The sequence below is a fragment of the Streptomyces sp. NPDC059247 genome (assembly GCF_042754005.1).
GTDB lineage: Bacteria > Actinomycetota > Actinomycetes > Streptomycetales > Streptomycetaceae > Streptomyces.
Genome location: NZ_JBHYZW010000016.1, coordinates 68,489 through 80,574, shown reverse-complemented (window position 1 = coordinate 80,574; position 12,086 = coordinate 68,489). Strand labels below are relative to the sequence as shown.

General features: G+C 74.5%; 12 protein-coding genes. 4 read left to right on the top strand and 8 right to left on the bottom strand.

The window, feature by feature from the left end:
• Positions 1–17: 17 nt before the first annotated feature.
• Positions 18–956, bottom strand: coding sequence for a tRNA (adenosine(37)-N6)-dimethylallyltransferase MiaA (gene miaA / locus ACFXGN_RS25120; RefSeq protein WP_384863216.1), 939 nt, complete (start codon positions 954–956; stop codon positions 18–20).
• 179 nt (positions 957–1,135) lie between these two features.
• Here miaA and ACFXGN_RS25115 point away from each other — a divergent pair, with 179 nt between their 5' ends.
• On the top strand, positions 1,136–1,330 hold the full coding sequence (locus ACFXGN_RS25115; protein WP_384863214.1) for a hypothetical protein: 195 nt from the start codon (positions 1,136–1,138) through the stop codon (positions 1,328–1,330).
• A gap of 62 nt (positions 1,331–1,392) precedes the next feature.
• On the top strand, positions 1,393–1,650 hold the full coding sequence (locus ACFXGN_RS25110; protein WP_384863211.1) for an antitoxin: 258 nt from the start codon (positions 1,393–1,395) through the stop codon (positions 1,648–1,650).
• Between the two features lie 176 nt (positions 1,651–1,826).
• Here the strand turns inward: ACFXGN_RS25110 and ACFXGN_RS25105 are convergent, their stop codons facing one another.
• From ACFXGN_RS25105 to ACFXGN_RS25075, 7 genes are all read right to left on the bottom strand, one after another.
• Positions 1,827–2,567, bottom strand: coding sequence for a class III extradiol dioxygenase subunit B-like domain-containing protein (locus tag ACFXGN_RS25105; RefSeq protein WP_384863208.1), 741 nt, complete (start codon positions 2,565–2,567; stop codon positions 1,827–1,829).
• 504 nt (positions 2,568–3,071) lie between these two features.
• Positions 3,072–4,592, bottom strand: a complete 1,521-nt coding sequence (gene miaB, locus ACFXGN_RS25100) for a tRNA (N6-isopentenyl adenosine(37)-C2)-methylthiotransferase MiaB (RefSeq protein WP_384863205.1) — start codon at positions 4,590–4,592, stop codon at positions 3,072–3,074.
• Between the two features lie 3 nt (positions 4,593–4,595).
• A complete protein-coding gene (locus ACFXGN_RS25095; protein ID WP_384863202.1) occupies positions 4,596–5,330 on the bottom strand; it encodes an HAD family hydrolase in 735 nt (244 codons plus the stop codon).
• The gene (locus ACFXGN_RS25090; protein ID WP_384863199.1) at positions 5,327–6,478 is read right to left on the bottom strand and encodes an ABC transporter ATP-binding protein; all 1,152 of its coding nucleotides are present in this window, start codon (positions 6,476–6,478) and stop codon (positions 5,327–5,329) included. The genes ACFXGN_RS25095 and ACFXGN_RS25090 overlap by 4 nt, the downstream gene beginning before the upstream one ends.
• A 1-nt stretch (position 6,479) precedes the next feature.
• The gene (locus tag ACFXGN_RS25085) at positions 6,480–7,286 is read right to left on the bottom strand and encodes an ABC transporter permease (RefSeq protein WP_384863335.1); all 807 of its coding nucleotides are present in this window, start codon (positions 7,284–7,286) and stop codon (positions 6,480–6,482) included.
• Positions 7,287–7,948: 662 nt separating this feature from the next.
• Complete coding sequence (locus ACFXGN_RS25080) at positions 7,949–8,971, bottom strand: ABC transporter permease (RefSeq protein WP_384863196.1); 1,023 nt, start codon at positions 8,969–8,971, stop codon at positions 7,949–7,951.
• Positions 8,971–10,125: an ABC transporter substrate-binding protein gene (locus ACFXGN_RS25075; RefSeq protein WP_384863194.1), complete on the bottom strand. Its 1,155-nt coding sequence runs from the start codon at positions 10,123–10,125 to the stop codon at positions 8,971–8,973. The genes ACFXGN_RS25080 and ACFXGN_RS25075 overlap by 1 nt, the downstream gene beginning before the upstream one ends.
• Positions 10,126–10,408: 283 nt before the next feature.
• On the opposite strand from ACFXGN_RS25075, the gene ACFXGN_RS25070 reads away from it, so the two are divergent.
• Both ACFXGN_RS25070 and ACFXGN_RS25065 read left to right on the top strand, forming a co-directional pair.
• Positions 10,409–11,161, top strand: a complete 753-nt coding sequence (locus tag ACFXGN_RS25070) for a GntR family transcriptional regulator (protein WP_384863191.1) — start codon at positions 10,409–10,411, stop codon at positions 11,159–11,161.
• Positions 11,162–11,316: 155 nt separating this feature from the next.
• A complete protein-coding gene (locus ACFXGN_RS25065) occupies positions 11,317–11,985 on the top strand; it encodes a DedA family protein (RefSeq protein WP_384863189.1) in 669 nt (222 codons plus the stop codon).
• Positions 11,986–12,086: the final 101 nt, after the last annotated feature.

Sequence of the window (12,086 nt, the reverse complement as noted above, 5' to 3'; positions counted from 1 at the left end):
CCGATGCCATCACGTGATCAGGCTGTGACCGCTCGTTCGACCAACGACAGCGCCTGTCCCGGGAGTTCCCCCCGGTGCTCGACGGCCCCGCTGAGCCAGTGGACGCGCGGGTCGCGGCGGAACCAGGAGTCCTGGCGGCGGGCGAAGCGCTTGGTGGCGCGCACGGTCTCGGCACGGGCCTCGTCCTCGGTGCACTCCCCGGCCAGCGCGGTGAGGATCTGCTGGTAGCCGAGGGCGCGGGAGGCGGTGCGCCCCTCGCGCAGACCGCGCGCCTCCAGGGCGCGGACCTCGTCGACGAGCCCCGCCTCCCACATCCGGTCCACCCGGGTGGCGATCCGCTCGTCCAGTTCGGGACGGGCCACGTCGACGCCGATCTGCACCGTGTCGTAGACGGAGTCCGGGCCCGGCAGGTTCGCCGTGAAGGGCTTTCCGGTGATCTCGATCACTTCCAGGGCGCGGACGATGCGGCGTCCGTTGCCGGGCAGGATCGCGTGGGCCGCGGCGGGGTCCGCCTCGGCGAGCCGGGCGTGCAGGGCGCCGGAGCCGTACTCCTCCAGTTCGGCCTCCAGACGGGCCCGGACGGCGGGGTCGGTGCCGGGGAACTCCAGGGCGTCGACGGCCCCCCGTACGTACAGACCGGAACCGCCGACCAGGACGGGGACGCGTCCGGCGGCGAGCAGCCGGTCGATCTCGGCGCGGGCCAGCCGCTGGTACTCGGCGACGCTGGCCGCCTCGGTCACGTCCCAGATGTCGAGGAGGTGGTGGGGGACGCCGCCGCGTTCCTCCGGCGTCAGCTTGGCGGTGCCGATGTCCATCCCCCGGTAGAGCTGCATGGAGTCGGCGTTGACGACCTCTCCACCGAGCTGCTGGGCCAGGAACACACCCAGATCGGACTTTCCGGCCGCCGTGGGGCCGACGACGGCGATGACCCGCGGTGCGGGAGCTGCGCTTCTCACCGCCCCAGTCTCGCAAACCTCCGGGCCCGTCCCCGAACGAGCTACGTGACGGGGCCGTCGCGGGCTTCGTTGCGCGGTGCGGGGTTCCGGCCCCGTTCGCCACGGAACCCGTCCCGTCCGAGTACGCTATGGAGTGAGCAATGGGCGTTTTTTCAGCGTTTCGCCGCAGGACGAGCAAGGTGACCGAGACCGAGTCGGAGCAGGTCGCCGTCGTCCCGGTGGCCGAGGAGGAGACGCGGGGAGGAGCCGGGTCCGGCAGCGGACCGGACGGCGTGGAAGGGACTCCCCCGACGGCCGCGACCGTCGACATCCCCAGGCAGCAGTCGTCGGCGGAAGCCGCCGACGGCCGGACCGGTGAAGACGCCGGCGCATAGACGGCACACAGACGGCACACCGAAGGACGGGCCCCACGGGGTCCGCGGAGGGAAGGTTCCCCATGGGTCTCCTGGATTCGCTGAAGGCCAAGCTCGGCCCGGCGAAGGACAAGGTCGCCGACCTCGCGCAGCAGCACGGGGACAAGATCGACCAGGGCCTCGACAAGGCCGCGAAGCTGGTCGACGAGAAGACCAAGGGCAAGTACAGCGACAAGATCCACACCGGTACGGACAAGGCCAAGGACGCGCTGGACCGGATCGGTCAGAAGGACGACGGCACGCCCGGGAACGGCGGGACGACCCCGCCGCCCGCCGCCTGACACCGGCGGCCCCTCCGTACGGCGGACGGCCGCGGAGCCTCGTGCTCCGCGGCCGTCCGCCGTCGTCGTTCCCGGGTGTTCTCGTCGTTCCCGAGTACCGCCCGTCGTTCCCGGGTGTTCTCGTCGTTCCCGGGGGCTGTCGTCGTTGCCGGGGGTTGTCCGTCGTTCCCGGGGGTTCAGGACCAGGCGGCCACGAAGTACCCGACGCCGTAGGGGGCGTCCTCGAAGAGCAGCCGCCCGTCGAGCCCCGCGCCCTCGGCGGCGCCCGCGAGGACCTGCCAGGGGGCGCGGCCCGGTACCTTCAGTTCGTACGCCAGCTCCGGGTCGAGCGCCAGCAGGGCGGGGCCGTCGGCCGCGCCGAGCGCGCGGGCGGCCGTCGCGTCGAAGTCCTCGGCCCGCTCGTCGAGGTAGCCGGGGGCCTTCACCGTCCGGCAGGCGCTGCCGTCGCCCAGGACGAGCAGGGCGACCCGCGCGGCGGAGGCGGCCAGGCCCCGGCCCAGCCCGGCGCACACGTCCGGGGTCGCGGCCTCGTCGACGGCCAGGCCCTCGACCGGCGCGTCGGCCCACCCGGCCCGGTCGAGGAGCCAGGCGCCGACGGCGAGGGAGGCGGGCAGGGGCCGGTCACCGGCCGGTGCCGCGGGGTCGGCCCGGCCGGCCGGTGTCCCAGGGGCTCCCAGGCGTACGGAGAGGTCCACGCCGAAACCGGCGAAGGAGCCCGTCGAACCGGCCGGGTGGACGCCCACCGCGCCCTCGCCCGCGGGCCCGACGACGTACAGCCGGTCCGGGCGGGCGGCGGCGAGCAGCCCGAGGACGTCGGCGCAGGCCGTCCGCGCGGTGTCGAGCTCGGGGGCGGCACCGGCCGCGACCTCGGGCACGAGGAGCGGGGGGCAGGGGCAGACTGCGGCGGCGACAAGCATGATCCGCAGCCTACTGGGCGGCCCCGCGCCGGACCGCGACCGAACCGCGACCGAGGCCCGACCGCGCCGGGCGGTGCCTCGGCCCGGCACGCCGCCGTACGGCCTCCGGGGGCGGGACCGGCGGCGGGCGTCCGGCGGCGGGCCGTGCGGTCCGCCCACGCCGGAGCCCGGCCATGGCCCGAGGAGGCTCAGCGGGGCTCGCAGGGTGGGCGGGACGGGCCTGCCGGGCGTCCCTGAGGCCAGGGGAGCCGGGCGCGCCTGGCCCCTCGTACGGGAGTGGCGGGCCGTGCCCGGTCCCGGTGAGTGGTGCTCCCCCGGCCCGGTCGCGCGGGCGTTCCGGACGCCGGAAGGGGCCGGGCGCTCCGGTCCCAGAACCGTGCCCCGCGCCGCCCAGCGGCTGTCACGCGGGCCGGGCGCCAGGGCTCGGGTGCCCGGTGCCGTGCTCCTCCGGGCGCCCGTCGGTGCCGATACGGGCCGTGCGGGTCCCGCCCGGCGGGAGCGGTGTCAGTGGGTTCCGCAGGCCGGGGCGGTGGCGGCCGGGAGGGGGGCCGGGACGCCGATCTGCGGCAGGCCGAGCAGGACTCCCGCGGGCTTCGCCGCGGTCGTGTGGCGCTTCTCCCAGGCGTCGCCCGCGCGGGTGCGGCGGACCGCCTCGACCGGGCCCTCGGCGAGCAGGTGGTGCGGGGCCGCGTAGGTGATCGCGACGGTCACGACGTCGCCGGGGCGCACCCCGCCGTCCGGCTTGGTGAAGTGGACGAGCCGGTTGTCGGGGGCGCGGCCGGAGAGGCGGTCGGTGGCGCCGTCCTTGCGGCCCTCGCCCTCGGCGACCATGACGTCGAGGGTGCGGCCGACCTGCTTCTTGTTCTCCTCCCAGGAGATCTCCTCCTGGAGGGCGACGAGCCGCATGTAGCGCTCCTGGACGACCTCCTTGGGGATCTGGTGGTCCATCTCGGCGGCCGGGGTCCCGGGGCGCTTGGAGTACTGGAAGGTGAAGGCGTTCGCGAAGCGGGCCTCGCGGACGGTGTGCATGGTCTGCTCGAAGTCCTCCTCCGTCTCGCCGGGGAAGCCCACGATGATGTCGGTGGAGATGGCGGCGTGCGGGATGGCCGCGCGGACCTTCTCGATGATCCCGAGGAAACGCTCCTGCCGGTACGAACGGCGCATCGCGCGCAGGATCGCGTCCGAGCCGGACTGCAGCGGCATGTGGAGCTGCGGCATGACGTTAGAGGTCTCGGCCATCGCGGCGATCACGTCGTCGGTGAAGTCGCGGGGGTGCGGGGAGGTGAAGCGGACCCGCTCCAGGCCCTCGATCCGGCCGCAGGCGCGCAGCAGCTTGGAGAAGGCCTCGCGGTCGCCGAGGTCGGAGCCGTACGCGTTGACGTTCTGGCCGAGCAGGGTGATCTCGGAGACGCCCTCGGCGACCAGCGCCTCGATCTCGGCGAGGATGTCGCCGGGACGGCGGTCCTCCTCCTTGCCGCGCAGCGCGGGGACGATGCAGAAGGTGCAGGTGTTGTTGCAGCCGACGGAGATCGAGACCCAGGCCGCGTACGCCGACTCGCGCCGGGTCGGGAGCGTGGAGGGGAAGGCCTCCAGGGATTCGGCGATCTCGATCTGCGCCTCTTCCTGGACGCGGGCGCGCTCCAGCAGGACGGGGAGCTTGCCGATGTTGTGGGTGCCGAAGACCACGTCGACCCAGGGGGCCCTGGAGACGATGGTCTCGCGGTCCTTCTGGGCGAGGCAGCCGCCGACGGCGATCTGCATCCCGGGGCGGGTGGTCTTCATGGGGGCGAGGCGGCCGAGGTTGCCGTACAGCTTGTTGTCGGCGTTCTCGCGGACCGCGCAGGTGTTGAAGACGACGACGTCGGCGTCGCCGTCCGCGCTCTTGGGGGCCCGGACGTACCCGGCCTCCTCCAGCAGACCGGAGAGCCGCTCGGAGTCGTGGACGTTCATCTGACACCCGTAGGTGCGGATCTCATAGGTCTTGGCTTCGCCCACGATGCTGCTCCGGTCGCTGCTGCTGGTCATGGCTCAAGGGTAGGCGGTCGCGGGAGACCCTCCGTCCGGCGGCTCCCCGGCCCCGGCCGTGCGGGACAGGCAGGCGCGGAGCCGGGCCGGGTCGACGTCCTCCAGGGTGTCGGCGAAGGTGCGGCGGGGCGAGGCGGGGACGGGCAGCAGGGACGGGACGACGAGGACGGCGCAGCCCGCCGCGTCGGCGGAGGCCGTTCCGTCCGGGGAGTCCTCGACGGCGACGCAGGCTCCGGCCGGCAGGCCGAGGCGGGCGGCGGCGGTCCGGTAGGGCTCGGGGTGCGGTTTGGTGCGCGGGGTGTCGTCGGCGGAGAGCGTGAAGGCGAACGGGACGTGCGCGAGGGAGCCCCCGACGACGCTGTCCACGACGCTCCGGGGGGAGGCGCTGACCAGGGCGTACGGGATGCCTTCGGCGTCCAGCCGGTCGAGCAGCCGCTGGGCGCCGGGGCGCAGCGGGGCGCCCGCGTCGACGCGGGCGAGGAACTCCCGGCCGAGGTCGGCGGCGACCCGGGCGGGGTCGGCGGTTCCGGTGACGCGGACGAGGTGGGCGGCGGTGTCCTCGACGGCGCGGCCGACGACGTGGGGCGCGTCGGCGGGGGTGAGGCGGTGGCCGAGGCCCGCCGCGACCTCTTCGGCGACCTGCCACCAGAGGCCCTCGGTCTCGACGAGGGTGCCGTCCATGTCGAAGAGGACGGCGCCGAGCCGGGGGGTGGCGGCCGTGGTCCGGGGGGCGGTCACGCGGCGGTTCCCGGGAGGACGAGGACGGGCTGCGGGGCGAGGTCGAGCCGGGCGCGGGCGCCGACGGTGAGGCCGGTGGCGTCGCGGGACGGCAGGTCGGCCTTGACCTCGGTGCCGGTGGGCAGGAGGAGGCGGACCCGGGTGACGGCGCCGAAGAAGGAGGTGCCGACGACGGTGGCGTCCCCGGTGGGGTCGGGGGTGGCGAGGACGTTCTCCGGGCGGACGAGGACATCGACGTCGGTCCCTGTCCCGGTCTGTGTCCCTGTCCCGGTCCGTGTCCCTGTCCCGGTCCCGGTGCTGTTCTCCGGTTCCGGTGCGGCGGTCGGGTCGACGGGGACGGTGCGGCCCGCGACCTCGACGGTGTCCGGGCCGGTGCGGCGGCCGGGGAGCCGGTTCATGGTGCCGACGAACTCGGCGACGAAGGCGGTGGCGGGGCGCGCGTACAGCTCGGCGGGGGCGGCGCACTGCTCCAGGCGGCCCGCGTTCAGGACGGCGACCCGGTCGGCCATGGAGAGGGCCTCCTCCTGGTCGTGCGTGACGAAGACGGTGGTGATGCCGAGGGAGAGCTGGAGCCTGCGGATCTCCTCGCGGAGGCTGAGCCGTACCTTCGCGTCGAGCGCGGAGAGCGGTTCGTCGAGGAGCAGCACCCGGGGTTCGAGGGCGAGGGCGCGGGCGAGGGCGACGCGCTGCTGCTGGCCGCCGGAGAGCTGGTGCGGGTAGCGGTCGCCGTGCCGGGGGAGTCCGACGAGGTCGAGGAGTTCGGCGGCGCGTGCGGCGCGGCGGGCGGCGGGGACCTTGCGGACGCGCGGGCCGAAGGCGACGTTGTCGCGGACGGTCAGGTGGGGGAAGAGGCTGTACGACTGGAAGACCATGCCCGCGTCGCGCCGGTCGGCGGGGACGTCGGTGATGTCCCGGCCGTCGACGAGGACGGCGCCGGAGTCGGGGCGTTCGAATCCGGCCACCATGCGCAGGGCGGTGGTCTTGCCGCAGCCCGAGGGGCCGAGGAGGGCGATGAGTTCGCCGGGTTCCACCGTGAGGTCGAGTCCGTCGAGGGCGACGGTGGGGCCGAAGGCGCGCCGCAGCGAGCGGAACTCCAGGCGGGCTCCGGTGGCGGGGCGCGCGGGGCGCTCCGCGGTGGCCGATGACATGTCAGGACTCCTTACGGGCGGGTGCGGCGGCGTGGGCCGTTCCGGCGCGGGAGAGCGCGAGGAGCAGCACCCAGGTGATGACGAGGCTGAGGAGGGAGACCGCGACGGACATCCGGGCGTGGGAGCCGGAGATCGAGACGATCCAGACGGCGAAGGGCCGGAAGCCGAGCAGCGAGGCGATGGTGAACTCGCCGAGGACGAGGGCGAGGGTGAGGAAGGCGGCTCCGGCGAGGGAGGTCCGCAGGTTCGGCAGGATGACCCGGAAGACGGTGTACGGCCAGCTCGCCCCGCAGTTGCGGGAGGCCTCCACCAGGGTGGGCACGTCGACCGCGCGGAGTCCGGCGTCGAGGGAGCGGTGGACGAACGGCAGCGCGAGCACCGTGTACGCGAGGACGAGGACGACCGGGAAGGACTCGTCCTGCACGGCGAGGAACGTGCGGTAGAACGGGGTGCGCGAGAGGTGTTCCGGGCCCCATCGCAGGACCGTGGTGATGCCGGTGACCAGGGCGATCGGCGGTACGACCAGGGGCAGGGTGCAGAGCACCTCGACGAGGGGGCGCAGCCGGGGCGGGCCGATGCGGACGGCGATGAGGGCGGGCACGGTGAGCAGCAGGGAGAGCGCGATCGTGGCGGCGGCGAGGCCGAGGGAGAGCAGCAGGCTCTCGGTGAAGCCGTCGGCGCCGATGAGCTGGGTGTAGGCGTCGAAGGAGACGCCCTGGCCGGGCACGTGCACGGTGAAGACGAAGGACGCGAGCAGCGGGAGCAGGAAGTACGCGCCCGCGAGCGTGAGGACGGCACCGCGCCAGATCCGGGGGCGGGGGCGGCGCGGCGCGGCGGGGACGGTGAGGGGGGCGGCCGGGTGGCCGGTGCCCGGCTTGTGGCTGGCGGCGGCGCTCTGGTCCGGGGCCGCCGCCCTGGGGCCGGGGCCGGTCGCTGGGTCGGTGGTCGCCTCGGGGCCAGGGCCGGTCGTCCGGTCGGGGGCCGCCTCGGGGCCGGGGTGGGTGGCTCGGCCCGGTTCGGTACCGCACGGGGTGTCCGCCGCGCGGTCGGCGGTGCCGGTGACGGGGGTAATGCCGGTGTCCGGGGTGGCGGCGGTACGGGGGCCGGTGGAGCGGTCGGCCGGGCGCGGGTCCGAAGGGCCGGTGGGCGTACGCGGGTCTGCGGGGTCGGTGGCGGAACGCGGTGCCGCAGAGGCAGTCCCCGGGCGCGGCTCCGAGGGGCTGGCGGCGGCCGTAAGCGGGCTCGCGGGGGCCGTGGCCGGACTCGGTGCCGGAGGGTGGTCGGCCGTGCGGGGACCCCCACCGGCCGTACTCGGCTCCGTGTGGCCGATGGCCGTACTCGGCTCCGCGTGGCCGTCTGCCGTGCGCGGGCTCGCGGGTGCAGGTCCGGCCGTCGGACGCGGGCTCGTGGAGTCGGTGGCGGGGCCGGAGGGCGTGCGGGGCTCCGTGGGGCCGTCCGTCGTGCTCGGTGTCATCGCAGCCATCGGGCGCTCCGTCGGGTCAGGGGCAGGTAGACGGCCATCACCAGGGCGGCGACCAGGATCATGTCGAGGCCCAGGGCGAGGGCCACGTTCTCCTGGCCGGTGAGGACGTTGCCGGAGAGGGCGTCGGCGATCTTCAGGGTGACCAGCGGGACCGAGCCGCCGACCAGGGCGGCGGCCGTGGCGTGGGCGGCGAAGGCCGTGCCGAAGAGCAGGACCAGGCCGCCGAGGAGGGAGGGGGCGAGCACGGGCAGGCCGACGTGCCGCCAGAACTGCCAGGGGGTGGCGCCCGCGTTGCGGGCGGCCTCGCGCCACTGGGGGCGCAGTCCGTCGAGGGCGGGCACGGTGACCAGGACCATCAGCGGGATCAGGAAGTACAGGTAGACCACGGTCAGTCCGGTGAAGGAGTACAGGTCCCAGCCGAGCGCGCCCAGGTCGCCGAGCTGCGTGACGACGCCCGAGATGCCGAGGGTGGCGATGAAGGCGAAGGCCAGCGGTACGCCGCCGAAGTTGGCGAGGACGCCCGAGGCGGTGAGGGCCGCCGTGCGCAGGCCTCCCGAGCGGGAGGTGACGACGGCCTGGGCGACGAGGACGCCGAGGACGCCGCCGAGGAGCGCGGTGAGCGCGGAGAGCTGGACGCTGCCGAGGAGCGAGCCGAGGTACGGGCCCTGGAGCGAGAGCGCCAGGTGGTCACCCGTGAGGGACGTGGTGGTGGCGCCCTCGGGGGCGCCGGGTCCCACGGGGTCCGTGCGGGTCACCGCGCCGAGGAGGAGGGCGGTGAGCGGGAGGCCGAAGAAGACTCCGGCGAAGAGGACGAGGGGGAGGACGGCGAGCCAGGTGCGCGGACCGCGCCGTCGGCGGCGGGGGCCGCCGGTGGTGTCCGTACCCGGGTGGGGGGAGGCGGATGGCCTGTCCGTCCCCGGGTGGGGAGCGGTGGGCACGGGGTCCGTGTCCCGGCGGGGCACGGCGGGAGCGTTGTCCGTGCCCCGGTGGGGTGTGGCGGATGCGGTCATCAGGAGACGGCCTTGTCCCACTTCTCGGCGAGGGTGGCCTTGGCCTTGTCCAGTTCGGCGGAGGCCGGGAAGGCGGGGGTGCCCTCGACCTGGGGGAGCTTGGCGACGAAGGACTTGTCTGCGGTGCCGTCGGCGGTCATCACGGGCAGCAGGACCGGGCGGGCGTATCCCTTGAGCCAGAGGTTCTGTCCCTCGGTGCTGTAGAGGAACTCCATCCACAGGCGGGCGGCGGCCGGGTGCGGGGCGTCCTTGTTGATGGCCTGCGAGTAGAACTGGGCGTAGACGCCGTCGGCGGGGACGGTGACCTTCCAGTCGACGCCCTTGGAGGCGAACTGGTCGGCGTAACCGGCGTTGAGGTAGTCCCAGTCGATGGAGATGGGCGTCTCGCCCTTCTCGACGGTGGCCGGGGTGGACTCGACGGGGATGAAGTTGCCGCTCTTCCTCAGCTTCCCGAAGAAGTCGATGCCGGGCTGGATGTCGGAGAAGGAGCCCTTGGCGGCGAGGGCCGCCGCATAGACGCCGCCGAAGGCGGAGCCGGACTTGGTGGGGTTGCCGTTGAGGGCGACCTTGCCCTTGTACTCGGGCTTCAGCAGGTCCGCGAAGGTGCGCGGGCAGTTCGGGACGCGCTTGGCGTCGCAGCCGATGGAGACGTAGCCGCCGTAGTCGTTGTACCAGCGGCCGTCGGCGTCCTTCTGGGCGTCGGGGATCTTGTCCCAGGCCGTGACCTTGTACGGGGCGAACAGGCCCTCCTCGGCGCCGCTGCGGGCGAAGGCGATGCCCAGGTCGAGGACGTCGGGGGCGCGGTCCTGGCCCTTGCGGGACTTGACGGCGGCGATCTCGTCGGCGCTGGCGGCGTCCGGGTTCTCGCTCTGGATCTTGATCTTGGGGTACTTGGCCTGGAAGGCCTTGATGATCTCGCCGTAGTTGGCCCAGTCCGGCGGGAGGGCGATGACGTGCAGGGCGCCCTCCTTCTCGGCCGCCGCGACCAGCTCCTTCATGCCGCCGAAGGCGGTCGCGGAGGTGGCCTTGGCGGCCTCCGCCCCGGCGGGGCCCGTGGCGGGGCCGTCGGGAGCGGCGCCGCAGGCGGCGGTGAGGGTGGTGAGGACGGCGGCGCCGAGCAGGACGGCGGCGCGACGGCCGGAAGATCTGGGCACGGTCACTCCTGGGACGAGACGGGGGGCGTCACTTGAAGGGGCTGTCACTTGTCTGAACAAGTTGGGCTCCAGTTCGCCCGGGTCCCGCGACGCGGAGATGAACGGGACATGGCCCGCCGGGGAGGAGTGCGCGAAGACCGGGAACACGTGAACCGCTGGTGAACTGCGGGCAGTTGGCTGTGTCCGAAAGCGGTCCCAGGGGCGTGCGGCGGGGTTAGAGTGAGCCTCGGGACCGGAACGCGGAGTGACCGGCTGCGCACAGCGATCGACGGAAGGGGGGCACGTGGGCACGGCACGCTATCTGGAGATCGCCGAGGCCGTCCGGCAGGCGGTGCTCGAAGGCGAGTACGCCGTGGGCTCCCAGCTCCCCTCCGAGGCGGACCTCGTGGCCCGCTGGTCGGCCTCCCGGGGGACGGTCCGTCAGGCGGTCGCCGTCCTGGAGTCGGAGGGGCTCGTCGGCTCCCGGCAGGGCGCCCGGCGCATCGTGCTGCGCCAGGAGCGCCGCCACAGCTTCGCCGAGCTCAACAGCTTCGCCCAGTGGGCGCACGGCATGGGGCTGCGCGTCACCAGCCGCATCCTGCTGCGGTCGCGGCGGGCCGCCACGCCCGAGGAGGCCCGCCGTCTCGCCGTACCGGCCGGGAGCGAGGTCCTGCACGTGCTGCGGCTGCGCCGTCTGGAGGGCGAACCGGCGATGATCGAGCGGACCGCGTACGCGGGCTGGGCGGCGCCCGCCGTCGAGGCGCTCCCCGAGGACTGCGTCTCGATCATGGAGAGCATCGCCCGGGAGTCGGGCATCGTCGCCCAGTACGGCGAGCACCTCATCGACGCGGTGGCGGCGGGCTCCCGGGACGCGGAACTGCTCCTCGTACGCCGGGGCAGCCCGCTGCTGCGGCAGCGGCACGTGAGCCGCGACCAGTCGGGGCGGCCGATCGAGTGGACGGACGACCGCTACCGGCCCGGCAGCGTCACCTTCAGCGTGACGAACTCCGCCACCACGACCCCGCTGGAGCGGCGCCGGGGCGCTCCGGCGCCCTGACGCCGCCCCTACACGCGAACCCGTACCCTGTCCTCTCCCGCAGGGTGGCCGGACGGGAGCCCGCGTGCCGGGAACCACCCCCGGGTTCCCGTGTCGGAAGGGACGCCGGGGCGCCGCCCGGCGGCCGTCCCCCACGCCCCGGAGATTCCCCCCACATGCCCTTCACGACCACGTCCCTCGTCGCCGCCCAGCAGCCCGCGGGCGGTGTCGCCGGATGGGCCACGGAGCTCGTCGACACGATGGGCGGGCCCGGCGCCGGGCTCGCCATCGCCCTGGAGAACCTCTTCCCCCCGCTGCCCAGCGAGGTCATCCTGCCGCTGACCGGCTTCGCCGCCGGACAGGGCGTGATCTCCCTGGCCTCCGCCCTGTTCTGGACGACCCTGGGCTCGGTGACCGGAGCCGCGGCGCTCTACTGGATCGGGGCGCTGTTCGGACGGGAACGGATGCACGCGGCCTGGGCGAAACTGCCGCTGGTGAAGGCGAGCGACCTGGAACGGACCGAGCGGTGGTTCGCCCGGCACGGCACCAAGGCGGTGCTCCTGGGCCGGATGGTGCCGGTCTTCCGCAGCCTGATCTCGGTGCCCGCAGGAGTCGAGCGGATGCCGCTGCCCGTCTTCCTGCTGCTCACCACCCTCGGCAGCTTCATATGGAACACCGTCCTCGTGATGGCCGGGTACTGGCTCGGCGACAGCTGGGACCTGGTCGAGGGCTATGTGGGCATCCTGTCGAAGGCGGTCCTCGCCCTGGCCGTGCTGGCCCTGGCCGCGTTCCTGGCGGTACGGCTCCGCAGCCGCAGCGAGGGCAGGCACCGCCGCGTCTCCTGACGCCCGCCCGGCACCGGACGGTCCCGGACACCCGGCCGGGCCCGCGCGCGGGCCCGTGCGCCGCCCCGGACGCGTACGTACGCCGAGCCCCGCGCGGGCAC